The organism is Streptomyces venezuelae, assembly GCF_008642315.1.
In the GTDB taxonomy this organism is placed as follows: Bacteria; Actinomycetota; Actinomycetes; order Streptomycetales; family Streptomycetaceae; genus Streptomyces; species Streptomyces venezuelae_D.
In genome coordinates this window covers 4,170,336-4,193,750 of the sequence record NZ_CP029192.1, presented here as the reverse complement: position 1 = coordinate 4,193,750, position 23,415 = coordinate 4,170,336, and the positions used below count along the sequence as shown (strand labels likewise).

Annotated in this window: 24 protein-coding genes and 1 tRNA gene; 12 read left to right on the top strand and 13 right to left on the bottom strand. The window is 70.7% G+C overall.

All coding sequences use genetic code 11. The features are described from left to right. Window positions 1-2: 2 nt before the first annotated feature. Window positions 3-575, bottom strand: coding sequence for a DUF5994 family protein (locus tag DEJ48_RS17985; protein ID WP_150217171.1), 573 nt, complete (start codon window positions 573-575; stop codon window positions 3-5). A 294-nt stretch (window positions 576-869) separates the two neighbouring features. Continuing rightward, window positions 870-1,334: a DUF5994 family protein gene (locus DEJ48_RS17980; RefSeq protein WP_150217170.1), complete on the bottom strand. Its 465-nt coding sequence runs from the start codon at window positions 1,332-1,334 to the stop codon at window positions 870-872. A gap of 584 nt (window positions 1,335-1,918) precedes the next feature. On the opposite strand from DEJ48_RS17980, the gene DEJ48_RS17975 reads away from it, so the two are divergent. The 3 genes from DEJ48_RS17975 (at window position 1,919) to DEJ48_RS17965 (ending at window position 4,854) form a co-directional block, all read left to right on the top strand. Further along, the gene (locus DEJ48_RS17975) at window positions 1,919-2,362 is read left to right on the top strand and encodes a DUF5994 family protein (protein WP_150217169.1); all 444 of its coding nucleotides are present in this window, start codon (window positions 1,919-1,921) and stop codon (window positions 2,360-2,362) included. A 237-nt stretch (window positions 2,363-2,599) separates the two neighbouring features. After that, a complete protein-coding gene (locus DEJ48_RS17970; protein ID WP_150217168.1) occupies window positions 2,600-3,724 on the top strand; it encodes a ferredoxin reductase in 1,125 nt (374 codons plus the stop codon). A gap of 44 nt (window positions 3,725-3,768) precedes the next feature. Next, the gene (locus DEJ48_RS17965; protein ID WP_150221243.1) at window positions 3,769-4,854 is read left to right on the top strand and encodes a fatty acid desaturase family protein; all 1,086 of its coding nucleotides are present in this window, start codon (window positions 3,769-3,771) and stop codon (window positions 4,852-4,854) included. Between the two features lie 106 nt (window positions 4,855-4,960). Here DEJ48_RS17965 and DEJ48_RS17960 read toward each other — a convergent pair. The 3 genes from DEJ48_RS17960 to DEJ48_RS17950 all read right to left on the bottom strand — a co-directional run bounded on the left by DEJ48_RS17960 (window position 4,961) and on the right by DEJ48_RS17950 (window position 6,878). After that, a tRNA-Pro gene (locus DEJ48_RS17960) sits at window positions 4,961-5,034 on the bottom strand. A gap of 51 nt (window positions 5,035-5,085) precedes the next feature. Next, complete coding sequence (locus DEJ48_RS17955; protein ID WP_190537464.1) at window positions 5,086-5,892, bottom strand: Pr6Pr family membrane protein; 807 nt, start codon at window positions 5,890-5,892, stop codon at window positions 5,086-5,088. A 59-nt stretch (window positions 5,893-5,951) separates the two neighbouring features. Beyond that, on the bottom strand, window positions 5,952-6,878 hold the full coding sequence (locus DEJ48_RS17950) for a metallophosphoesterase (protein WP_150217167.1): 927 nt from the start codon (window positions 6,876-6,878) through the stop codon (window positions 5,952-5,954). 131 nt (window positions 6,879-7,009) lie between these two features. Between DEJ48_RS17950 and DEJ48_RS17945 the strand changes: the two genes are divergently transcribed. Then, entirely contained in the window at window positions 7,010-7,474 is a 465-nt protein-coding gene (locus DEJ48_RS17945) for a GatB/YqeY domain-containing protein (RefSeq protein WP_150185357.1), read from the top strand. A 117-nt stretch (window positions 7,475-7,591) separates the two neighbouring features. Here the strand turns inward: DEJ48_RS17945 and DEJ48_RS17940 are convergent, their stop codons facing one another. After that, window positions 7,592-9,880 (bottom strand): transglycosylase domain-containing protein, encoded by a 2,289-nt coding sequence (locus tag DEJ48_RS17940; protein ID WP_150217166.1) that lies wholly within the window; start codon window positions 9,878-9,880, stop codon window positions 7,592-7,594. A gap of 383 nt (window positions 9,881-10,263) precedes the next feature. On the opposite strand from DEJ48_RS17940, the gene DEJ48_RS17930 reads away from it, so the two are divergent. After that, the gene (locus DEJ48_RS17930) at window positions 10,264-10,608 is read left to right on the top strand and encodes a WhiB family transcriptional regulator (protein ID WP_030782081.1); all 345 of its coding nucleotides are present in this window, start codon (window positions 10,264-10,266) and stop codon (window positions 10,606-10,608) included. A 98-nt stretch (window positions 10,609-10,706) separates the two neighbouring features. Here DEJ48_RS17930 and DEJ48_RS17925 read toward each other — a convergent pair whose 3' ends face one another. Continuing rightward, entirely contained in the window at window positions 10,707-12,107 is a 1,401-nt protein-coding gene (locus DEJ48_RS17925; RefSeq protein WP_150217165.1) for an ArsA family ATPase, read from the bottom strand. Then, complete coding sequence (locus tag DEJ48_RS17920) at window positions 12,104-13,084, bottom strand: ArsA family ATPase (RefSeq protein WP_150217164.1); 981 nt, start codon at window positions 13,082-13,084, stop codon at window positions 12,104-12,106. Before DEJ48_RS17920 ends, DEJ48_RS17925 begins: the two co-directional genes overlap by 4 nt. An 82-nt stretch (window positions 13,085-13,166) precedes the next feature. Between DEJ48_RS17920 and DEJ48_RS17915 the strand changes: the two genes are divergently transcribed. The 4 genes from DEJ48_RS17915 to DEJ48_RS17900 all read left to right on the top strand — a co-directional run bounded on the left by DEJ48_RS17915 (window position 13,167) and on the right by DEJ48_RS17900 (window position 15,730). Further along, window positions 13,167-13,328: a DUF4177 domain-containing protein gene (locus DEJ48_RS17915; RefSeq protein ID WP_003975360.1), complete on the top strand. Its 162-nt coding sequence runs from the start codon at window positions 13,167-13,169 to the stop codon at window positions 13,326-13,328. Beyond that, window positions 13,325-13,795 carry a RidA family protein gene (locus DEJ48_RS17910; RefSeq protein ID WP_150217163.1) on the top strand — a complete coding sequence of 157 codons (471 nt, stop codon included), beginning with the start codon at window positions 13,325-13,327 and terminating at the stop codon, window positions 13,793-13,795. Before DEJ48_RS17915 ends, DEJ48_RS17910 begins: the two co-directional genes overlap by 4 nt. Window positions 13,796-13,923: 128 nt before the next feature. Continuing rightward, window positions 13,924-14,802 (top strand): NUDIX hydrolase, encoded by an 879-nt coding sequence (locus tag DEJ48_RS17905; protein ID WP_150217162.1) that lies wholly within the window; start codon window positions 13,924-13,926, stop codon window positions 14,800-14,802. A 97-nt stretch (window positions 14,803-14,899) separates the two neighbouring features. Then, a complete protein-coding gene (locus tag DEJ48_RS17900; RefSeq protein ID WP_150217161.1) occupies window positions 14,900-15,730 on the top strand; it encodes an MBL fold metallo-hydrolase in 831 nt (276 codons plus the stop codon). 114 nt (window positions 15,731-15,844) lie between these two features. Here the strand turns inward: DEJ48_RS17900 and DEJ48_RS17895 are convergent, their stop codons facing one another. Continuing rightward, window positions 15,845-16,519, bottom strand: coding sequence for a Crp/Fnr family transcriptional regulator (locus DEJ48_RS17895; RefSeq protein ID WP_016642758.1), 675 nt, complete (start codon window positions 16,517-16,519; stop codon window positions 15,845-15,847). Between the two features lie 359 nt (window positions 16,520-16,878). Between DEJ48_RS17895 and nth the strand changes: the two genes are divergently transcribed. The 3 genes from nth (at window position 16,879) to DEJ48_RS17880 (ending at window position 19,960) form a co-directional block, all read left to right on the top strand. Then, window positions 16,879-17,880 (top strand): endonuclease III, encoded by a 1,002-nt coding sequence (gene nth, locus DEJ48_RS17890; RefSeq protein ID WP_150217160.1) that lies wholly within the window; start codon window positions 16,879-16,881, stop codon window positions 17,878-17,880. Window positions 17,881-17,992: 112 nt separating this feature from the next. Continuing rightward, entirely contained in the window at window positions 17,993-18,706 is a 714-nt protein-coding gene (locus DEJ48_RS17885; protein WP_150221242.1) for an NUDIX hydrolase, read from the top strand. A 48-nt stretch (window positions 18,707-18,754) separates the two neighbouring features. Further along, window positions 18,755-19,960, top strand: a complete 1,206-nt coding sequence (locus DEJ48_RS17880) for a MarP family serine protease (RefSeq protein WP_150217159.1) — start codon at window positions 18,755-18,757, stop codon at window positions 19,958-19,960. 19 nt (window positions 19,961-19,979) lie between these two features. Here the strand turns inward: DEJ48_RS17880 and DEJ48_RS40355 are convergent, their stop codons facing one another. The 4 genes from DEJ48_RS40355 to nhaA all read right to left on the bottom strand — a co-directional run bounded on the left by DEJ48_RS40355 (window position 19,980) and on the right by nhaA (window position 23,199). Further along, window positions 19,980-20,168, bottom strand: a complete 189-nt coding sequence (locus tag DEJ48_RS40355; RefSeq protein WP_079075134.1) for a hypothetical protein — start codon at window positions 20,166-20,168, stop codon at window positions 19,980-19,982. Window positions 20,169-20,298: 130 nt separating this feature from the next. Then, on the bottom strand, window positions 20,299-21,240 hold the full coding sequence (locus tag DEJ48_RS17870; RefSeq protein ID WP_150217158.1) for an alpha/beta fold hydrolase: 942 nt from the start codon (window positions 21,238-21,240) through the stop codon (window positions 20,299-20,301). Then, window positions 21,237-21,734: a phage holin family protein gene (locus DEJ48_RS17865; RefSeq protein WP_150185368.1), complete on the bottom strand. Its 498-nt coding sequence runs from the start codon at window positions 21,732-21,734 to the stop codon at window positions 21,237-21,239. Before DEJ48_RS17865 ends, DEJ48_RS17870 begins: the two co-directional genes overlap by 4 nt. A 52-nt stretch (window positions 21,735-21,786) precedes the next feature. Beyond that, on the bottom strand, window positions 21,787-23,199 hold the full coding sequence (gene nhaA / locus DEJ48_RS17860; RefSeq protein ID WP_150217157.1) for a Na+/H+ antiporter NhaA: 1,413 nt from the start codon (window positions 23,197-23,199) through the stop codon (window positions 21,787-21,789). Window positions 23,200-23,415 lie beyond the last annotated feature (216 nt).

Genomic DNA, 23,415 nt, shown 5'->3' with positions numbered 1-23,415 from the left:
CGTCACCTCCCGCCGGTCGTGCCGACGGGTGCGGCCGTTGCGCCGCCCTCGGCCTCCCACGACTCCGCCTGTGTGCGGCCCGGCGGGTCCGCCTCGGCCGGGGCTGCGGGGTGACGGCTCAGCTCGTCGGCGACGAGAGCACTGCCGGTGCGTACGATCCGAGGATCGCAAGCGGTGGCCATGAGCCGTGCTGCGGCCTCCGCACCGATCTCCGGGGGGATGATCAGCAGGTCCCAGCGCCCTACACGGTAGGAGCGCAGCATGAGCTGGTGCGGGTCCTGCTCGGCGCGGAACCACCCCACATTGACCACATGGCCCTTGACGGGGACCTTGCGTGGTACGCCGGGCCAGTACGTCGGGTTGACCGAGACGCGCGTGATGCGGCCCCACAGGGGGTCCAACAGGTCCGTCAGAGCGGGGAGTTCACGAGCCAGGTCTCGGGAGCGTGGCCACCAGGCGCCGTCGAGCAGACCGGAGAGCGGGCCCGGAGGCTTGACGGAAAGCCGCAACGGCGAACAGTCGGAGGGCTTGGCGGCGGTTGCGGTCGGCGGGGGTCGTGCGGTGAGCACCGTCATGGTGTCGACCTGTCCCCGGGCTGTCGTGCCGGCCCGGTGCGATGGAACCGAGCGAGAGACCGGCATGACAGCCGGTCGGGAAATCCCTCGGTACTGCCAGCCTACTCCTGCGGCGGCCTCGACCACGACTGAGGAACGACCCGCCGACGGTCAGGTGTTGACGTCGGGACGGCCGACGGTAGCGCGGGATCAGCGGGACCACTTGCGCGATGCCACCCCCACGACGGATGGATCACGACCGCCGGGGCGGGGAGTTCGGCGGCGAGCCGGTCGCCGCCGGTCGTGAGCGGCGGGCTACCCGGGCGGGACCTCGGTCGCCATCAGGGCCGTTCCGGTGAGGTGGGAGGCGGGATCGGCCGCGGCGGTCATCAGCCGGGCCGCCGCGTCGGCCCCGCTGCGGGGCGGGACGACGAACAGGTCCCAGCGGCGGGCTCCGCAGGAGAAGAGCCGGATCGTGTGCGGGTCGAGGCCGGACGTGTACCAGCTGGCTGTGACCGTGTGACCCGTCACGGGGAGGGTGCGCGGCTCGTGCGGCCAGCTTCCGCGGTGGGACGCGATCCGTGTCACGAGGCCGTGGGAGGCGTCGAACACGTCGGTGAGCGCGGCCAGCTCGGCGGCGAGGTCGTCTGTGCGGGGCCACCAGGCCCCGCACACCGGGCCCTGCGGGAAGGTCGGCGGGCGCAGGACGAGCCTGGCGGGTGGGTACATGGCGCGTCGTCCGGGGCCGGCCGAACTGCGGTGGACGATGGGTGCGTTCATGACGCACGCCCCTCTTCGGGCCTGTGGCGGCGCGGCCCGCTGTCGTGGTGCGCCGGAGGCGACGCCGAGCGGAGTCGGCGTACGAGGAGCATCCGGCGGCTTCAGCATACGTCCGGTTGTTTTCCGTCCGGCAGGAGTACGGTGAAGGGGCGAGGGCACGTATGCCCGGCGTCCGACCGGCTGGAGCACTCCTCCCTCGCCGCCCGCCCACTCTGGGGCAGCCCTGGACCTCGGCCGCGCCATCCGCAACCACGGCGAGGAGTCCGTCCATGCCCCGGGCACCCGCTACCCGCGCCTCCCCGAATCCCCACAGGACGCAGCCCCGCTCCCGGGGGCATGACGGGAACCTTCCTTGTGCACAGGGGAGTGCGACGCCTCGCGGGACGGTGGGGAGCGGCGGTGCATCGCCGCGCTCGCACCCGCCACGCCGTGGAACGTGGTCGGCTCGACGCGTCGGCGCCCCCACGCGCCTCTCCGAAGCACCTCGGCCGCATGCGACGGCCTCCACGAACCACCCGCGAACCACCCGTCACGCCCCCCAGTGACGCCCCGTCCGAGCACAGCAGCCGGCAGGAGCCGCACCCATGACTCTCACACCGCCACCCCTCCTTCCCTCCCCGTCCCTGCTCCGCCTGCGCCTGGCGCCCCATGCCGGCGGGCCCCGCGCCATCGATGGAGCATGGTGGCCGCGCTCGTATGATCTGCTGGCCGAACTCCCCTGTCTGCTGGCCGGGTTGCCCCGCTCCTGGGGGCACATCACGAGCGTCGTGCTCAACGGCGCGGTGTGGACGCCGACGCCGGGCCGGATGTTCGTCGCCGGTCAGGTCGTCCGTCTGCGCCGGAGCCTGACGGCCACGGCAGCGCACACCGTCGTCCTTCTCGCCCCCGGTCATGGGCGCTGGGATCTGCTCGTCGTCCCGCCGGATGCGACGGAGGAGGCCGCGAAGCCGATCATGGAGAGTGTGACGGGAGCAGGCAGCGTCGTGGCGTCGGAACCCCCCGTGGCGATTCCCCGGTCGCGGCCCTGAGAGCGGCCGGACCCGCGACGCCGACACGCGCGGTTCCGGTCCGTGAGAGGCCGACCCCCTCGCCATCGGGCCATTCTCGGGCGCGTCGGCGGCGTCGCACGCTGGGCACCGGCGCGTCCCGCCTGACAGGGGCCGTGCGAGGGGCGGCGCAAAGCGTGCCGTGCGGCGGTGTGGTCCGGCGCGCGGTGTGTTTCGCTCGGTGCCGGGTCCAGAGGCCGTGAGGGGAGGGCCACCCGCATGTCCGTACGTCCATGGCTGTCGCCGGGAGCGTTGCGGCCCGGCACCCGGGCCACGCTGACGGCCTTGTCCTGGCTGACCAGTCCGCTCACGCCCGACGACTATCTCGGCCTGATCGATCCGCTGTGGTCGGCGCGGCATCCCGCGGGCCGGGTGAGCGCCGTGCGGCGGGAGGCACCCGGCGCGGCCACACTGGTGATCCGGCCGGGCAGGGGCTGGAACGGTCACCGGGCCGGGCAGTACCTGCCGCTCGGGGTCGAGATCGACGGCGTACGGCACTGGCGTACGTACTCGATCACCTCGCCGCCCGGCCGCAGCCCCGGCGGCGGACCCGGCGGTGAGATCACCGTCACCGTGAAGGCCCGTCGCGACGGCCGGGTGTCCCCGCACCTGGTGCACCGCACCGCACCCGGCTCCGTGCTCCGACTCGGCCCGGCACAGGGAGAGTTCGTGCTGCCCCGGCCGCTGCCCGGCCGACTCCTCTTCGTGACGGCGGGCAGTGGTGTCACGCCCGTCGTGGGGATGCTGCGCACGCTCGCACGGCACGGCGGTGCGGCTCCGGACACCCTGCTCCTGCACAGCGCGCCGTCACCGGACGAGTGCCTCTTCCACGCCGAACTGGCCGCGTTGGAAAGCCGGTTGCCCTGGCTGAGCGTCCGCCTGACGTATACGCGTACGGAGGGCCGGCTCACCACGGAGCGGATCGGCGAACTCTGCCCGGACTGGCACCGCCGGGAAACCTGGGCATGTGGTCCGTCCGGGCTCCTCGACATGGCCGAGGGGCATTGGGCCGCGGCGGGAGTGCGGGAACAGCTGCGGGTGGAGCGTTTCCACCTGGCACCCGTGCGGGCGCCGAGGGCCGATGCGGTCGGCGGCCGGGTGCGGTTCGACCGCAGCGCCGTGGAGGCGGACGCGGCGGCAGCGTCGCCCCTCCTGGCCGTCGGTGAATCGGCGGGTGTGCCCATGCCCCACGGGTGCCGCCGCGGCCTGTGCTTCGGCTGCCTCGTCCCGCTCCTCGACGGCCGCGTGCGCGATCTGCGGAACGGTGAACTGAGAGGTGAACCGGGCGAGTTGATCCAGACCTGCGTCAACGGTGCCGCAGGGCCGCTCGTCCTCGACCTGTGAGGACCAGAGCCTGCGAGGAGAGTCCCATGCCCGTACCCATGTCGATGCCCACAGCGGCTGCCGCCGGAGCCGACGGAACTCCGCCGCCCGTGGCGTCGCACGCCGACCGCGCCGAACAACTGGGCCGGGAGCTGGACCGGCTCCGCGACGAGATCGTGGCGGCCCGTGGACCGGACGACGCCCGCTACATCCGTACGGTGATCGCCGTGCAGCGCGGCTGCGAAGCCGGCGGCCGCCTCGCGCTCGCCGTCTCCCTCTTCCCGCCCGCCTGGGCGGCGGGCACCGCCCTGCTCGCGGTCGCCAAGACGCTGGAGAACATGGAGCTGGGCCACAACATCCTGCACGGCCAATGGGACTGGCTGGGCGACCCGGCAGTCCACTCCACCACCTGGGAGTGGGACTTCGCCGCCCCTGCCGACGCCTGGAAGCGCACCCACAACCACCTGCACCACACCTACACCAACGTCGTCGGCCGCGACCGGGACCTCGGCTACACGATCCTGCGCATGAGCCCGGACCAGCCCTGGCGCCCCGCCCATCTGCTCCAGCCCCTGTACACCGCCCTGCTCGCCCCCGTCTTCGAGTGGGGCATCGCCCTGTACGACCTGGAGGCCGAGGCCGTGGCGCAGGGTCGTAAGAGCGTACGCGCCTTTGTCCGCGACGCATCGGGCGTGACACGGAAGGCGGTGCGCCAGGCGGCCAAGGACTACGTCCTGTTTCCGCTCCTCGCCGGCCCGTCCGCGCTGCCCTGTCTCCTGGGCACGCTCACGGCCAACGGCGCCCGCAACATCTGGGCGCACACAGTCATATTCTGCGGCCACTTCCCAGGCGACGTGCAAACCTTCACGGAGGACCAGTTGGACGGCGAGACACGCGGCGAGTGGTACCTGCGCCAGATCCAGGGCTCCGCGAACATCGAAGGAGGCCCGCTGCTGCACCTCCTCACCGGCAACCTCAGCCACCAGATCGAGCATCACCTCTTCCCCGACCTGCCCAGCAACCGCTACGCCCAAATGGCACCGCGGGTCAGGGAGATCTGCGACCGCTACGGCCTCCCCTACGTCACCGGACCGCTGTGGCGCCAGTACGCATCCATGTGGAGTCGCGTATTGCGTCATGCCCTTCCGTAGCGGGGGCCCGAAGCCGACTCCCCAACGGCTCCCGAGAGGGAACCAGAAACAGGCCAGGGACCCGACCCGCAAAGCGGATCAGGCCCCTGACCTGGTGTTTCAGCTGTCGGGGTGGCGGGATTTGAACCCACGACCTCTTCGTCCCGAACGAAGCGCGCTGCCAAGCTGCGCTACACCCCGATGTCGTTGTTCCACTGGCCTGGCGGGCAGGTCGTGGCGACATCGATTACTTTAGCGGACCGGCGGCCGGAGACGAAATCCGGTTTTCGGAGGGCCGCTCCCGGGGGCCCTCGGGACCGGGCGGACGCGGTCGAGGCCGACGATCAGGAGGGCCAGGGCGTAGAAGGCCAGGCCGAAGATCACGGCGTTGCCGAGGACGCCGGTGTAGCCGTGCAGGTCGACGTCGAGGAACGGGTAGGGGTAGCGGGACATCGGGCCCGGGGACATGAGCGCGCCGCGGGTCAGGGCGAAGGCCAGGTAGGCGAGGGGGTAGAGCAGCCACAGGCCCGCGTGGCGCAGGCGCAGGCCGCCCGGCCCGGTCAGCAGGAGCCAGTCGAGGGCCACGCCGACCGGCGTCACCGTGTGCAGGAGCTGGTTGGACGCCGAGTGCCAGCCCGACAGCGCCGCGGCCCCCTCCGTCATCGAGAAGCCGCTCGCGTCGTTGGCCAGGACGAAGTGGTAGACGAGGCCCGTGATCGTGATGAAGAGCAGCGTGCCGGCCGTCAGCCATGGGGGGAGGGGCGGGCGGCCCTTCCACGAGCGCCACGCGGCGAAGGAGAGGACCACCGCCACCAGCACGTTGCTCTGGACCGTGAAGTAGCTGAGGACGCGCAGCGGGTCCCCGATGACCAGGTCGATGACGACCCCGGTCACCGCGGCGAGCACGATCAGCGCACGGAAGACGGCCACGAAGGGCCGGCGGACCGGGGGTACGACCGCCTCGACCGGGACACCCCCGCTCGTACCGCGGCCTTTGCCCCGGGTCCTGGCCCTGTTCCTGGTCCCGTTCCTGTCCCTCGATGGAGTCGGCGCGATCATGCCTCCACCGTAGGCATGGATGCCGGAAGTGTGCCTTCCGTGCGTGGAGTGGACCGTCCTCAGTCCCGCGCCGTCAGCGTCAGCAGCGTCGCCTCCGGCGGGCACGCGAACCGCATCGGCGTGTAGCGGTTCGCCCCGCACCCCGCCGACACGTGGAGGTACGACGTCCGCCCCTCGGACTCGTGCCGGGAGAGGCCCTTCACGCGGTCCGTGTCCAGGTCGCAGTTGGTGACCAAGGCACCGTAGAAGGGGATGCAGAGCTGCCCGCCGTGCGTGTGCCCGGCGAGGATCAGCGGGTAGCCGTCGGCCGTGAAGGCGTCCAGCGACCGCAGGTACGGGGCGTGCACGATGCCCATCGAGAAGTCCGCCCCGGAGTCCGGGCCGCCCGCCACCTCCGCGTACCGGTCCCGCTTGATGTGCGGGTCGTCCAGGCCCGTGAACGCGATCTCGTAACCGTCGATCTTCAGCGCGCCCCGCGTGTTCGTGAGGTTCACCCAGCCCGCCGCGTCGAAACCGTCGCGCAGGCCCTCCCAGGGGTTGCGCGGAACGCCCACGGCCGGCGCGTTGCCGTTCAGACCGTGCCTGCCCTGCACCTTCTCGATGAGGTAGCGGCCGGGGTTGCGCGGCTTGGGGCCGTAGTAGTCGTTGGAACCGAAGACGTACGCCCCGGGGAACTCCATCAGCGGTCCGAGGGCGTCCAGCGTCTCCGGGACGCCCTCCGGGTCGGACAGGTTGTCGCCCGTGTTGATCACGATGTCGGGCCGCAGGCCCGCCAGCGAGCGCAGCCACCGCTGCTTCTTGCGCTGCCCGGACACCATGTGGATGTCGGAGACCTGGAGGACCCGCAGGGAACGCATCCCCGGCGGCAGCACGGGCACCGTCACCCGCCTCAGCCGGAAGGAACGGGGCTCGACGCCCACCGAATAGGCGAGACCGGCCGCGGCCGTCGCCGTGATGCCCAGGGGTACTGCGTATCGCGCGCGCATCACCCCATCGTCTCAGACCCGGACGGCAGTGCTCGCGGGGCGGCCTCCGAGCAACCCGCCCGCGCCCCAAGGGAATCCGCCCCGGAGAAATCGATGGGCGGAGAATCGTCCGCACCTGCCACAATCAACGCATGACCACGCTCAAGTCGAAGCTGCACGAAGACCTCACCGCCGCGATCCGGGGGCGCGACGAGCTGCGCTCCTCGACGCTCCGGCTGACCCTCACCGCGATCACGAAGGAGGAGGTCGCGGGCAAGACGGCCCGTGAGCTCTCCGACGACGAGGTGCAGAAGGTGATCGCCCGCGAGGCCAAGAAGCGCCGTGAGGCGGCTGAGGCCTTCGCCGAGGGCGGCCGTGCCGAGCAGGCGGCGAAGGAGAAGGCGGAGGGCGAGATCCTCGCCGAGTACCTGCCGAAGCAGCTCTCCGACGACGAGCTCCAGGACATCGTCGCCCAGGCCGTCGCCGAGGCCAAGGCCGCCGGTGCCGAGGGGCCGCGCGCCATGGGCCAGGTCATGAAGATCGTGAACCCGAAGGTCGCGGGCCTCGCCGAGGGCGGCCGCGTCGCCGCCACGGTGAAGAAGCTCCTCGCGGGCTGAGTGTCGATTCAGTCAGTACGACGATGAGGGCGCCCCCTGTCTCAGGGGGCGCCCTCATTCACGTACAGCCGTCGAGTCGGCACTCACGTACAGCCGTCGAGTCGGCCGAGGCTACGGCTACCTCCGCCAGCCCCCACCGATCCCGCCCCCGAAACCGTTCCCGTTCCCACCGTTCCCGTTCCCGCCCAGCACACCCGGCGGGATCGAGATGTCGGGCCAGGGGTTCCCGCCCCCGCCACCGCCGCCATTGCCTCCGCCGTTGCCGCCACCGCCGAGACCGCCCCCGTCACCGGGCCTGCCGTCGTCGTGGCCGCCATCGCCGCCGTGGTCCTCGTCCTTGTCCTTGTCCCCGCCGGGGATGTGGACGGTCCTGAAGTTCGGCGCCGGCTTGCCCGCGAGCGCGCCGGTCATCGCGTCGCGCCAGATCGGACCCGGCACCTCGCCACCGAAGACCTTGCCGTAGGGGACGCCGCCGATGGTGATGTCGACCATGCGCCGCTTGTGCATCGGGTCGCCGACCCAGACCGCGCCCGACAGGTTCGGGGTGTAGCCCACGAACCAGGCGGCGTAGCGGTAGTCCGTCGTACCCGTCTTGCCCGCGCTCGCGCGGGAGCCGAGACCGGCCTGCTTGCCCGTACCGTCCTCGACCACGCCCTTGAGCAGCGTGTTGATGGTGTCGGCGGTCTTCTCCGACATGGCGCGCGAGCACGTCGACTTCGGGACCGGCAGCGACTTGCCGCCGAGCGTGGCGATCGACTCGATGGCGATCGGCGTGCAGTACGTGCCGCGCGAGGCGAACGTCGCGTACGCGCCCGCCATCGTCAGCGGCGACATCTCCTGCGTGCCGAGGGCGATCGACGGCGCCTGGTCCATCTTCTTGCCGTCGGCGCGCTCGACGCCCATCTTCGCGGCGAGCTGCGTCACCGGGCAGATGCCGATGTCGCCGATGAGCTGCACGTAGTAGGTGTTGACCGACTTCGCGGTCGCTTCCCGCATGCCGTACGGACCGACCTCGGACTCGTTCTCGTTGGTCAGCTTGTCGCCGCCCGAGTTCACCCACTGCTTGCCGCCACAGGCGGAGACCCGCTCCGGGTACGGCATCTCGTACGGGGACGAGTAGCTCTGCCCCGCCGACTTGCCGCCCTCCAGGGCCGCCGCGGCGACGATCGGCTTGAACGTCGAACCGGGCTGGTACCCCGCGCCGCCTCCCATGGAGTCGTCCACGGAGAGGTTGATCGTGGTCTCGTCCTTCTTGAAGCCGTACGGACGGGACTGGCCCATGCCGCGGATCTTGCCCGTGCCCGGCTCGACGATGGCGGCGGCGGTCGCCACGTCGTCGGTCTTGTTCACGTGATTCTTGATCGACGCCTGCACCGAGTCCTGCGCCTGCGGGTCCAGGGTCGTGTGGACCTTCAGGCCGCCGCGGTTCCAGACCTTGGCCCGGTCCTCCTTCGTCTTGCCGAAGACCGGATCGTTGAGGAAGACCTCGCGCACGTAGTCACAGAAGAACCCGGCGCCCTTGACCGAGGTGATGCAGCCGTTCTTGGGGCGGCTCACGTTCAGCCCGAGGTCGGTCTTCTTGGCCGCGTCGGCCTCGGCCTGCGTGATGTCGTGCGTCTCGGCCATCCGCTGCAGCACGACGTTGCGCCGCTTGGTGGCCTCGGCCGCGTCGTTCACCGGGTCGTACCGGCTGGGCGACTGCACGATGCCGGCCAGGAGCGCGGCCTCCTGGACCTCCAGGTCCTTGGCGTGCTTGGAGAAGTACCGCTGGGAGGCGGCCTCGATGCCGTACGCCTGCTGTCCGAAGTAGGTGATGTTCAGGTAGTTCTTGAGGATCCGCTTCTTGCCGAGCTCCTCCTCGACCTGGATCGCGTACTTCAGCTCGCGGACCTTGCGGCCGATCGTCTGCTGCGTGGCCTCGGCGACCTTCGTCGGGTCGTCGCCGGCCTCCTCGACGAACACGTTCTTCACGTACTGCTGCGTGAGCGTGGACGCGCCCTGCGAGACGCCGCCGCTCTGCGCGTTCTGGTTGAGCGCGCGCAGGATGCCCTTGAGGTCGACGGCGCCGTGCTCGTAGAAGCGGGCGTCCTCGATCGCGACGATCGCCTTCTGCATGTACGGCGAGATGTCCTTGAGCGGGACGACCGTGCGGTCACGCGAGTAGACCGTGGCGATCTGACCGCCCTTGTTGTCCAGAATGCTCGTGCGCTGACTGAGCGGCGGCTGCTTCAGGTTGGCGGGGATCTCGTCGAACCCCTCGACCGAGCCCTTGGCCGCGAGGCCCAGCGCCCCGAAGGCGGGCAGGGCGATCCCGGCGAGCACCGCACCCGCCAGAACGCTGACTCCGAGGAACTTCGCGGCCTGCTGTGTAGGTGACAGACCACCGCCCGAGCGCTTCTTTCCCATGAGGGCAGCCTACGTTCTGATTCGCCGGACAGGCCTTAATGCCTTGGCCTAAGCTGCTCCCAACTGTCACAGCAGAGCGTTTCGGCAACAAGCCCTGCTCGCTCCCAGATCCGACGGATCCATGTCCGAATTCGCCTTATGTGGCGTCCGGCGTCCGTTGTGACTCAACTGAACTGTCCCGGAATGCCGGGTTCCTCACGGATGTCGCCCGCTCACTCCGTCGGGTGATCTGCCGCTTACGCATAGTCCGTTCGGGCCATTCAAGATTGGGCCCGAAGGGGGTGTTGCGCTGTGCCCACCTTCCGTAACGTCCTCAACTGGCGGCGGTGCATATGCCGCTGCCGCCGTGGGGGAGCCTCGATTCGGGAGAGGACGGCGCCGGTATGGGCTGGGTAACCGACTGGAGTGCGCAGGCGGCCTGCCGCACTACCGATCCGGATGAACTGTTCGTTCAAGGAGCAGCGCAGAACAGGGCCAAGGCGGTGTGCACCGGATGTCCGGTGCGGACCGAGTGCCTGGCCGACGCGCTGGACAATCGCGTCGAGTTCGGCGTGTGGGGTGGCATGACGGAGCGAGAGCGCCGCGCACTGCTGCGCAGGCGTCCCACCGTCACCTCATGGCGCAGGCTCCTGGAGACTGCGCGCTCCGAGTACGAGCGCGGCGCGGGCCTGCTGCCCGTGGACTTGGAGGACGAGGAGACGTACGAGAGCTACGCGGCGGTCGGGTAGACCGCCGGGGCGAGACGAACCGACGAGCACCGACGGGCGGGGCCCCGCGCCCCGCAGCCGGGCATTCGGGCATCCGGGCCGATGAACCCCACGTTCCGTCAGCCTGCAAGCCGGTCCCCTACGGCCCGGAGCCCCGCAAGGTCATGCACATCACCGGGCAGCGCGGCCACTTCGGCCACCGCCACCTCGGGGTGGAGAGCGGTGAAACGGTTACGCGTGCGCTGCTCACGGTCGAGCAGCTGCATGCGCTCCGCGTGCAGCCGCAACAGACCCGCGGTCAGCTGCTCGACGGAGGGTTCGGGGCCCCCGGAGGGATCGGGGTCCTCGGATGGATCGTGGTCCCCGGACGGGGCGAGGTTCCCGGAGGGATCGGGATCCTCGGAGGGCGTGGAGTTCGCTGCGTCGGACGGCGCGGGATTCTCTGAAGTCGCGTCATTCTCGGGGGAGTTACGAACAGCTACCTTCCCGTCCTCCTGATCCACAATGCCGCTCTCCTCAAGATTTTCCGCGGCGGCCAGCGCCCGCTCGGCCGACAGCTGAGCGGCGCCGCTGCCGTGCACACGGTTGAGCACGAGACCCGCGAGCGGCATGTCGTCCGCGGCCAGGCGCTCCACGAAGTACGCCGCTTCCCGCAGCGCGTCCCGCTCCGGCGACGCGACCACGAGGAACGCCGTGCCGGGCGCCTGCAGCAGTCGGTACGTGGCATCGGCCCGCGTACGGAAACCGCCGAACATGCTGTCCATGGCCGTCACGAACATCTGTACGTCACGCAGGAGCTGGCCGCCGAGCAGCTTGCCGAGGGCCCCCGTCATCATCGACATGCCGGCGTTCAGGAACTTCATGCCTGCCCGGCCGCCCACCTTCGCCGGCGCCATCAGGAGCCGGATCAGCTTCCCGTCCAGGAAGGAGCCGAGGCGCTTGGGGGCGTCGAGGAAGTCCAGCGCGGAGCGCGACGGCGGCGTGTCCACGACGATCAGGTCCCACTCGTCGCGGGACCGCAGCTGCCCCAGCTTCTCCATCGCCATGTACTCCTGGGTGCCGGCGAAGCCCGCGGAGAGCGACTGGTAGAAGGGGTTGTTGAGGATCGCCTTCGCGCGCTCCTTGTCCGTGTGCGCCTCGACGATCTCGTCGAAGGTGCGCTTCATGTCGAGCATCATGGCGTGCAGTTCGCCGGTGCTGTCGGAGCCGTCGGCCGTCTCGACGGGTTCAATGGCCTTGACCCGACGCGGGACGTTGTCGAGCGAGTCGATGCCCATGGACTGCGCGAGCCTGCGCGCCGGGTCGATCGTGAGCACGACGACCTTGCGGCCCCGCTCCGCCGCACGCAGCCCGATGGCGGCGGCCGTGGTCGTCTTGCCGACGCCTCCGGAGCCGCAGCAGACAACGATGCGGGTCTTCGGGTCGTCGATCAGCGCGTCCACGTCGAGCGTGCGTTCGGGGGCCAGGGTGCGTGCCGGTTCCTGGGGCGTCCGGTCCCTGGTCGTGCGGTCCCTGGTCATGAGATCCCCTGCTTCCGCAGTGCCGTGGCGAGCTCGTACAGTCCCGCGAGGTCCATGCCGCCCGCGAGCAGCGGCAGTTCGTGCAGCGGCTGGCCGAACTCGGTCAGCTGGGCGCGCTGGTCGCGCTCCAGGGCATACCGCTCGGCGTACTCCGCGGCCTGTTCCAGGAGCGGGTCGACCAGCCGCTCCGCGCCCCCGCCGCGCCGCGCCCCGCCGAGTCCCGCGGCGGAGAGCGTCTTGGCGATGGCCGTACGGGGCGTGCGGTCGAGACCCAGTTCCAGGGAGGCGTCGCCCAGCAGGGCCGGGCGCACCATGTTGACGATGACGCGGCCCACGGGCAGCTGCGCGGCCCGCAGCTCGGCGATCCCGTCCGCGGTCTCCTGGACGGGCATCTCCTCGAGCAGGGACACCAGGTGGACCGCCGTCTCCGGGGACTTCAGGACCCGCATGACGGCTTGCGCCTGATTGTGTATCGGCCCGATCTTCGCGAGCCCGGCGACCTCGTCGTTCACGTTGAGGAAGCGCGTGATGCGACCGGTCGGCGGGGCGTCCATCACGACGCAGTCGTACGTGTACCGGCCGCGCTTGTCCTTGCGGCGCACGGCCTCACAGGCCTTGCCGGTCAGCAGCACGTCCCGAAGTCCGGGCGCGATGGTGGTGGCGAAGTCGATGGCCCCGAGCTTCTTCAGGGCGCGTCCCGCTCCCCCCAGTTTGTAGAACATCTGGAGGTAGTCGAGCAGCGCGAGCTCGGGGTCGATGGCGAGGGCATACACCTCCCCGCCCCCTGGAGCGACGGCGATCTTCCGCTCCTCATAGGGCAGCGCTTCGGTTTCGAAGAGCTGCGCGATGCCCTGCCTGCCCTCGACCTCCACGAGGAGGGTGCGTTTGCCCTCCGTCGCGAGGGCGAGCGCGAGGGCCGCGGCCACCGTGGTCTTGCCGGTACCGCCCTTGCCACTGACGACCTGGAGCCTGCTCACCCTTCCGAGCCTAACCAGTCGCCGCCCGGACCACGCAGGAGCCCACCCTGAGCAGTGCCTCACAGCGACTACAGTCGGCCATATGACCAAGTGGGAATACGCAACCGTGCCTCTGCTCGTCCACGCCACGAAGCAGATTCTGGACACCTGGGGCGAGGACGGCTGGGAGCTGGTCCAGGTCGTGCCCGGGCCGAACAACCCCGAGCAGCTCGTGGCCTACCTGAAGCGGGAGAAGCAGGCATGAGCGGCGCAGTCGAGGCGCGCCTCGCCGAGCTCGGACTGACGCTGCCGGAGGTCGTGCCGCCGCTGGCGTCGTACCAGCCGGCCGTCCAGTCCGGCGTGTACGTCTACACCGCGGGCCAGCTCCCGATGGTGGAGGGCAAGCTCGCGGTGACCGGCAAGGTCGGCGCCGAGGTGACCCCGGAGGAGGCCAAGGACCTGGCCCGCACCTGCGCGCTGAACGGCCTCGCCGCGATCAAGTCGGTCGCCGGTGACCTGGACCGCATCGCGCGCGTCGTGAAGGTCGTCGGCTTCGTCGCGTCGGCCACGGACTTCACGGGCCAGCCCGGCGTGATCAACGGCGCGAGCGAGCTCCTCGGCGAGGTCCTCGGGGACAAGGGCGTGCACGCGCGCAGCGCCGTCGGTGTCGCCGTGCTGCCGCTGGACGCTCCGGTCGAGGTCGAGTTCCAGGTGGAACTGACCGAGGCGTGACCGGTTTTCGGCCGCTCAGGGGCGCCGGTCTTGTGTACCGGGGCCCCTGGGGGCGCCGATCAGTTGCCTCTTCAGGGCGCCGATAGTTGCCTCTCGAACATCAGCTCACTAGGGGATAGCCTCCGCCCATGGCAAATGGGCAGTGGTACCCCCCGGAGTGGCCCGACCGCATCCGCGCCCTCGCGAGCGGTGAGCTGACGCCGGCGACCCCACGCCGCGCCGCGACCGTCATGCTGCTCAGGGACGGGCGCGACGAGGCGGGGAACGGCGCGCCGGAAGTACACATGCTGCGCAGACGCGCCTCCATGGCCTTCGCCGGAGGCGCGTACGCGTACCCCGGCGGCGGCGTCGACCCGCGCGACGACGACCAGCTGGTGCGCTGGGCGGGGCCCACGCGCGCGTCGTGGGCGGACCGCCTCGGTGTCGACGACGAGGCCCAGGCGATCGTCTGTGCCGCGGTCCGCGAGACGTACGAGGAAGCGGGCGTCCTGCTCGCCGGACGGACGCCGGACACGGTCGTCGGCGACACCACGGGCGACGACTGGGAGTCCGACCGCGAGGCCCTGGTGGCCCGCGAACTCTCCTTCGCGCAGTTCCTGGACCACCGGAACCTGTACCTGCGCAGTGACCTGCTCGCCGCGTGGGCGCGCTGGATCACTCCCGAGTTCGAGCCCAGGCGCTACGACACGTTCTTCTTCGTGGCCGCGCTCCCCGAGGGGCAGCGCACGCGCAACGCCTCCACGGAGGCCGACCGCACGGTCTGGATCCGTCCCTCGGAGGCGGCCGCCCGCTACGACGACGGCGAACTCCTGATGATGCCGCCCACGATCGCGACCCTGCGGTCCCTGAGCGCCCACCCGACGCCCCGCGCGGCCCTCGCCGCCGCCCCGGGCCAGGACATGACGCCCGTCCTGGCCCAGGCCCGCCTGGAGAACGACACGCTGGTGCTCTCCTGGCCGGGGCACGACGAGTTCACCAAGCGGGTGGGGGCGGGCGGGGAGCGGTGACGGGTTCCCGGGGACACCCCGTACGTGCCCTGATGGCCCGGCGCCACAGACAACCCCCGCTCGGCACCCGCCCGCCCCAGACAGGAGTCACCCCCGCATGACCGATGCCGCCGCCCTCCCCGGGCAGCCCCGCGGCGGGGTCCTCAGCGGCCCCGCCACCGCCCGCGCGGTCAACGTTCTCGCGCCCAACCCCTCCGCGATGACCCTGGACGGCACGAACACCTGGATCGTGTCCGAGCCGGACTCACCGCTCGCCGTGGTCATCGACCCGGGCCCCCAGGACGACGCCCACCTGAGCCGCGTCGTCGAGACGGCCGAGAAGATGGGCAAGCGCGTCGCCCTGACCCTGCTCACCCACGGCCACCCCGACCACGCCGAGGGAGCCGCCCGCTTCGCCGAGCTGACCCGTACCCCTGTACGGGCCCTGGACCCCGCCCTGCGCCTCGGCGACGAGGGCCTGGCACCCGGCGACGTCATCACCACGGGAGGCCTGGAGATGCGCGTCGTCGCGACCCCGGGCCACACCGCGGACTCGCTCTGCTTCCACCTGCCCGCGGATCAGGCGGTCCTGACGGGCGACACGATCCTCGGCCGGGGCACCACGGTCGTGGCGCACCCCGACGGCCGCCTCGGCGACTACCTGGACTCCCTGCGGCGGCTGCGCTCCCTGACGGTCGACGACGGCGTCCACACGGTCCTGCCGGGCCACGGGCCGGTCCTGGAGGACGCACAGGGGGCCGTCGAGTTCTATCTGGCCCACCGCGCCACGCGGCTCGCCCAGGTGGAGACGGCGGTGGAGAACGGTCACTCGGAGGCCTCCGACGTCGTCGCGCACGTGTACGCCGACGTGGACCGCTCCCTGTGGCCGGCGGCGGAGCTCTCGGTCAGGGCGCAGCTGGACTACCTGCGGGAGCACGGGCTGATCTGACGCGGCGCGGACGACGCTCGTACAAGAGCAACGCTCGTACAAGAACGACGCTCGTACGACGCGAATGGGTCCCGCCTCCCAAGAGGCGGGACCCATTCGCGTACAGATACGGCGTCAGCGCGACCGCTTGGCCAGCCGCTCCACGTCCAGCAGGATCACGGCGCGGGCCTCGAGCCGCAGCCAGCCGCGGCCCGCGAAGTCCGCGAGCGCCTTGTTGACCGTCTCGCGGGAGGCGCCGACCAGCTGGGCCAGCTCTTCCTGCGTGAGGTCGTGCACGACGTGGATGCCCTCCTCGGACTGCACGCCGAAGCGGCGCGACAGGTCGAGCAGCGCGCGGGCCACACGCCCGGGCACGTCGGAGAAGACCAGGTCGGACATCTGGTCGTTGGTCTTGCGCAGGCGCCGGGCGACGGCGCGCAGCAGCGCCGCGGCCACCTCGGGCCGGGCGTTCAGCCACGGCTGGAGGTCACCGTGGCCCAGGCCGAGCAGCTTCACCTCGGTGAGCGCGGAGGCCGTGGCGGTCCGCGGGCCCGGGTCGAAGAGCGAGAGCTCGCCGATGAGCTCGCCGGGGCCGAGCACCGCGAGCATGTTCTCGCGCCCGTCGGGCGAGGTGCGGTGGAGCTTCACCTTGCCCTCGGTGACCACGTAAAGGCGGTCTCCGGGGTCACCCTCATGGAAAAGAGCATCCCCGCGCGCGAGCGTCACCTCACTCATGGAGGCGCGGAGCTCCGCGGCCTGCTCGTCATCGAGCGCCGCGAAGAGCGGGGCGCGCCGCAGAACGTCGTCCACGAGTTCTCTCCTTGTCGACCTGCTCAGGGGATCTTGATTCCCCCGCATATCAGGGGTCCGTGTTCCCCATTTTGCCGGACGGTCCAAACAGTGTGATCAGTCACAAGTCTGCCGCACCGGCGTCGCAAGCTGTGCGGGAGGGGGCCAATTGGGGGCCGATCCCGGGGGCCAAGGACGAATGTCAGTGCCGGGCTCTAGGCTGGCGGGGTGTCCAAAAAGCCGGTGAGAGCGCAGGCCGAGGGGGCTGAGCAGGTGGCCGCGCCTCGTGATTCCGCTGTGGGCGAACACGCGTCCTACACCCCTGACAAAGCGACAAATCGGACAGGTTCCCTGATGTCCCCGGCGATGAGGTCGGCCCTGTGAGCACGAAGAAGACGACGAAAACGACGGCGAAGACGGCGGCGACGAAGACGACGACGGCGACGACGCCACCCGCGAAGTCAGCCGCCAAGAAGACCGCCGCCCCGGCCAAGAAGGCCGCAGCAGCCAAGAAGGCCACCGCCCCGGCCAAGAAGGTCGCAGCAGCCAAGAAGGCCCCCGCGGCCAAGAAGGCCACCGCAGCCGCAGCCAACAAAGCCCCCGCAGCCAAAAAGCCCCCGGAGTCCCACGCCGCCCTCGTCCGCCGCGCCCGGCGGATCAACCGGGAGCTCGCGGACGTCTACTCGTACGCGCACCCGGAGCTGGACTTCGAGAACCCCTTCGAGCTCCTGGTCGCCACGGTCCTCTCCGCCCAGACCACCGACCTGCGCGTGAACCAGACGACCCCGCGCCTCTTCGCCAAGTACCCGACTCCGGAGGACCTGGCCGCGGCCGTCCCCGAGGAAGTCGAGGAGCTGATCAGGCCGACCGGCTTCTTCCGCGCCAAGACCAAGTCGATCATGGGCCTGGCGAAGGCGCTCCGGGACGACTTCGGCGGCGAGGTACCCGGCCGCATAGACGATCTCGTGAAGCTGCCGGGCGTGGGCCGCAAGACCGCGTTCGTCGTGCTGGGCAACGCGTTCGGCGTCCCCGGCATCACCGTGGACACCCACTTCGGCCGTCTGGTGCGACGCTGGAAGTGGACCGAGGAGACCGACCCGGTAAAGGTCGAGACCGCGGTCGCCGCGCTCTTCCCGAAGAGCGAGTGGACGATGCTCTCGCACCGCGTGATCTTCCACGGCCGCCGCATCTGCCACTCCCGCAAGCCCGCCTGCGGCGCCTGCCCGATCGCCCCGCTCTGCCCGTCGTACGGGGAGGGGGAGACCGACCCGGAGAAGGCGAAGAAGCTGCTGAAGTACGAGATGGGCGGCTTCCCGGGCCAGCGGCTCAAGCCGCCGCCGGACTACCCCGGCAAGCCGGCGCCCCCGCTCGCCGCGGGATGAGGTCACACCGACGCAGGGTGGAACGAACGGCAGGGGAAAGAGCGTTGTCCAGAGACGGACGGGGGTGCCGATGACGCACGCGAGCGAGACGACGAACGCCAAGAACGGCGACATGACCCGATCGACGACCCAATCGACCCACGGGGGCCGGCAGCCCCACGAGGAGTTGCTCAGCACCGCGGGGCTGCCCTCCTGGCTCGACCCGGTCGTCCACGCCGCGCAGACCGTCCAGCCGCTCCAGCTGAGCCGTTTCCTGCCTCCGGAGAGCGGCGCCGGACGCCAGTCCGCCGTACTGATCCTCTTCGGAGAGGGCGAAAAGGGCCCGGAGATACTCCTGATGGAGCGCGCGGGCTCCCTCCGTTCGCACGCGGGCCAGCCCTCGTTCCCCGGCGGCGCCCTCGACCCCGAGGACGGCGACCCCCAGGGCGAGGGACCCCTGCGTGCCGCGCTGCGCGAGGCCGAGGAGGAGACGGGCCTCGACCCCCGGGGCGTCCAGCTCTTCGCCGAGCTGCCGCGCCTGTTCATCCCCGTCAGCGACTTCGTCGTGACCCCCGTCCTCGGCTGGTGGCGCACCCCGACGCCGGTCGGCGTCGTCGATCCCAACGAGACAGCCCGGGTCTTCACGGTTCCCGTGGCAGATCTCACGGACCCGGCGAACCGGGCGACGGCGGTCCACCCCAGCGGTCACCACGGCCCCGCCTTCCTCGTCGAGTCCGCTCTGGTCTGGGGATTCACCGCCGGCGTGATCGATAGAATCCTGCACTTCGCGGGCTGGGAGCGACCCTGGGACCGCAGCAGGCAGGTCCCGCTCGACTGGCGCGCATGACAAGGTTGCGTGGAACGGCGACCGCGATGCGAGGCGAGGATTGAATCGGTGAACATGCTGGACGTCCTGCTGCTGCTCGCCGCCGTGTGGTTCGCGGTCGTGGGGTACCGCCAGGGCTTCGTGGTCGGCATCCTCTCGGTGATCGGCTTCCTGGGCGGCGGCCTCGTCGCCGTCTACCTCCTGCCGATCGTCTGGGACGCGCTGAACGACGACGACGCGGCCACGGTGAGTACGACGGCGGCGGTGATCGCCGTCGTCATCGTGATCGTCTGTGCCTCGATCGGACAGGCCTTCACCACGCACCTCGGCAACAAGCTCCGCAGATACATCACCTGGCAGCCGGCCCGCGCCCTGGACGCGACGGGCGGCGCCCTGGTGAACGTGGTGGCGATGCTCCTCGTCGCCTGGCTGATCGGCTCGCTCCTCGCGGGCGCGACGCTGCCGACGCTCGGCAAGGAGGTCCGCAACTCCAAGGTGCTGCTCGGCGTCGACCGTGCCCTGCCGGGACAGGCCGACACCTGGTTCACGGACTTCTCCTCGGTCCTCGCGCGCAACGGCTTCCCGCAGGTCTTCAGTCCGTTCTCGGACGAGCCCATCACGGAGGTGAAGCCTCCGGACCCCAAGCTCGCCAAGAGCGCGGTCGCCACGAAGGCGAAGCGCTCCATCGTGAAGGTCCGGGGCGAGGCCCGCAGTTGCGGCAAGGTCCTCGAAGGCACCGGCTTCGTCTTCGCGAACCGCCGCGTGATGACGAACGCGCACGTGGTCGGCGGCGTGGACGACCCGACGGTCCAGATAGGCGACCAGGGCCAGATCTACGACGCGAAGGTCGTCCTCTACGACTGGGAGCGCGACATCGCCGTACTGGACGTGCCCACGCTCCAGGCGCCCGCCCTGCAGTTCACGTCCAAGGACGCGGCGAGCGGCGTGGGTGCCATCGTCGCGGGCTTCCCCGAGGACGGGCCCTACGACGTGCGCCCCGCGCGCGTGCGCGGTCGCATCACGGCCAAGGGCCCGGACATCTACCACCGGGGCACCGTGCGCCGTGATGTGTACTCGCTCTACGCGACCGTCCGCCAGGGCAACTCCGGCGGCCCGCTGCTCACGCCCGAAGGCAAGGTCTACGGCGTGGTCTTCGCGAAGTCCCTCGACGACCCGGACACCGGCTATGCGCTGACGGCGGACGAGGTGCGCGAGGACATCGAGAAGGGCCGCACCGCCAACCAAGAGGTCGACAGCGAGGGCTGCGCGCTCTAGGGCCCGAAGAGGAGCGGGGTCAGTCGCGGGTGTGCCGGAGCCGCGCGGAGACCCAGCGGGCCCTCCGGCGGAGAATGCGGGGAATGCCCATTTCCTGAGGGGGGCCGTGATGACCCGGGTCCTGCGGCCCGCCCCTCTCACGGCTGTTCAGCGCTGTGGCCGAGCGGCGATTGCGTGCTACGTCACTGTAGTCGTGCGTCCAGCCCATACCCCGACGTCTGCCCGGGCCCCATGGTCGGTAATCGCGCTCAGGGGCCCCAATTGGCCTATGCGCGAGGCAATTGGCGTTCGTAGGACAGACGTTCGTATGAACGCGCCAGGTGAGCCCGGCGAACCCGTCAGCGATCGGGCTCGGGGTCCTTCAGCCAGTTCACGAGTTCCGTCGAGAACGCCACCGGATCCTCCTCATGAGGGAAGTGTCCGAGGCCGTCGAACAGCCGCCAGCGGTACGGGGCTTCGACGTACTCGCCCGATCCCGCCGCGCTCCTCGTCCGCATCACGGGGTCCAGCGAGCCGTGCAGATGCAGCGTCGGCACGCGCACCGGGCGCTTCATGCGGCGGTTGAACTGGATGCCGTCGGGGCGCGCCATCGAACGGACCATCCAGCGGTACGGCTCGATCGAGCAGTGCGCCGTCGACGGGATGCACATGGCCCGCCGGTACGTCTCGACCGCGTCGTCGTCCGGGAGCCCGGGGCCGGACCAGTCCCGCATCAGACGCCCCACCAGGGCGCCGTCGTCGGCGACGAGTTGACGCTCCGGCACCCAGGGCCGCTGAAAGCCCCACACGTACGACGCCGAGGCGGTCTGCCTGCGGTCCGACAGCATCGCCGAGCGCCAGCGCCGCGGATGCGGCATCGAGGAGACGGCGAGGCGGCGCACCAGCTTGGGCCGCATCACGGCCGCCGTCCACGCGAGATATCCGCCCAGGTCGTGCCCGACGAGCGCGGCGTCCGGCTCCCCGAGGGAACGTACGACACCGGTGATGTCGAGGGCGAGGTTCGCCGGGTCGTAGCCGCGGGGCGTGCGGTCGCTGCCGCCCACGCCCCGCAGGTCCATCGCGACGGCCCGGAAACCGGCGTCCGCGAGCGCCGCCATCTGGTGCCGCCACGTCCACCAGAACTGCGGGAAACCGTGCAGGAGCAGGACCAGCGGCCCGTCCCCCATCTCGGCGATGTGGAAGCGCGCGCCGTTGGCGGCCACATCCCGGTGGGTCCAGGGTCCCTCGATGCGTACGACCGAGGCGGAGGATTGGGCCGATGGGGCGGCGGGGTCCGTCATGAGGACGAGCGTGCCACAGTGGCCCCCGTCTCACCGATTCGGACGTCGACAGCACCCGCGGGGCCCACCGCGCGGGGATGCGGCTTGACGTTCCCCAGTACGGCAGCCGTCTCCTTGGCCGAAGCGGCGACCTTCTGCGGGCCCTTGCCCTTCTTGGCCTTCTTCGCGAAGACGACGCCGATCAGCGCGAGCAATCCGGCCACCAGCACGTTCGCGGCGAAGGACAGCAGGAAGCAGACGGCGAGGTTCCAGCCGCTCCACGTACGGATGCCGTACGCGAGCGCGAAACTCAGCATGGGCAGCGAGAAGATGAGGACCGCTCCGGCCGCGGCGAACGCGCCACCGCCGATCGCTCCGCGCTTGACGTCCTGCCGCAGCTGCGCCTTGGCCAGTGCGATCTCGTCGTGGACCAGCGCGGACATCTCACCGGTCGCCGAGGCGACCAGTTGGCCGAGGCTGCGCTCGGCGCCGACGGGGCCGTCGGGTGAGCTCATCGCGTTCTCCCCTTTTTCTCTTCTGATCTCTTCTGAGAAGTGTCTGCTCAGATCATGCCGGACCGTTGCCATCCTCGCGTTCCCCACCCGCTACTTCGGCAAGCCTTCGGTGCTCCGCGGCCTTCTTCTCGTAGATGGCGGCCATCCGGTGGTGGTACGCCGGGTCGTCCATCTCGTAGATGTCGGGGACACCGCTGAGGTCGTCGTCGCGCTCCTCGTCCTCGCACAGCTTGCGGTACTTGGCGTTGCGCACCTTCAGCAGGATCCCGGAGAGCAGCGCCGCGATGAGGGAGCCGGTCAGGACGGCCGCCTTGATCTCGTCGGTGAGCAGCGGGTCCTCGGTGAAGGCGAGCTCGCCGATGAGCAGCGAGACGGTGAAGCCGATGCCCGCCAGTGAGGCGACCGCGAACACGTCCGGCCAGGCCAGATCGTCGTTCAGCTCCGCCTTGGTGAAGCGCGCCGCGAGCCAGGTGCCGCCGAAGATGCCGACGGCCTTGCCGACGACCAGGCCGAGCACCACGCCCAGTGTCTCCGGCTTGGTGAAGACGTCGCCGAGCGCGCCGCCCGAGACGACCACTCCGGCGCTGAACAGGGCGAACAGCGGCACGGCCAGGCCGGCGGAGAGGGGACGTACGAGATGTTCGATGTGCTCGCCGGGGGAGTGCTCCTCGATCTCGGCGCCCTCGCCCTCCTTGTGGCAGCGCAGCATCAGGCCCATGGCGACGCCCGCGATGGTGGCGTGGATGCCGCTGTTGTACATCAGGCCCCAGATGGCGAGCGCCAGCGGAACGTAGATGTACCAGCCGCGCACCCGCTTCCTGAGCAGCAGCCAGAACACGGCGAGGCCGAGGACGGCGCCGCCGAGCGCGGCGAAGTTGAGGTCGCTGGTGAAGAAGACCGCGATGATCAGGATCGCGAAGAGGTCGTCGACGACGGCGAGGGTCAGCAGGAAGGCACGGAGCGCGGACGGCAGCGAGGTGCCGATGACGGCGAGGACCGCGAGCGCGAAGGCGATGTCGGTGGCGGTCGGCACCGCCCAGCCGTCCAGCGAGCCGCCGCCGACGGTGTTGGTGAGGAAGTACACGAGCGCGGGCACCGCCATGCCGCAGAGTGCCGCGACGACGGGCAGCGCCGCCGCCTTGGGGTCGCGCAGGTCGCCAGCGACCAGCTCACGCTTGAGTTCGATGCCGGCCACGAAGAAGAAGACGGCGAGGAGACCGTCGGCCGCCCAGTGCTGGATGGAGAGGTCGAGGCCGAGCGAGCCGGGCCCGAGGTGGAAGCTCCGGACGGAGTCGTACGATCCGCCGGCCACGTTGGCCCAGATCAGGGCGGCGACCGCGGCGACGAGCAGCAGCACACCGCCGACGGTCTCGGCGCGCAGGGCTTCCGCGACGAAGTTCCGCTCGGGCAGGGAGAGGCGTCCGAGCACCTTGCGGTCGTTCTTGCTGGGGACGGGCGCGGACACGTGAGTCGACCTCCGGTCGGGTAGGCAGGGCTGAGCACATGCCGACCAGACTTCCCGGCGCACCTAGGTACTTCTCGTGCGTCGTACCGCCGCGTGATCTTGTCACGACGTTGACGCGATCCTTAGCTTACCTAACGTACGCCCGGACGAATCCAGTGATCTTCACCCTAAGTGCAAAAGGGGCACCCGGCGCGCTTGGCGCCGGGTGCCCCTTGC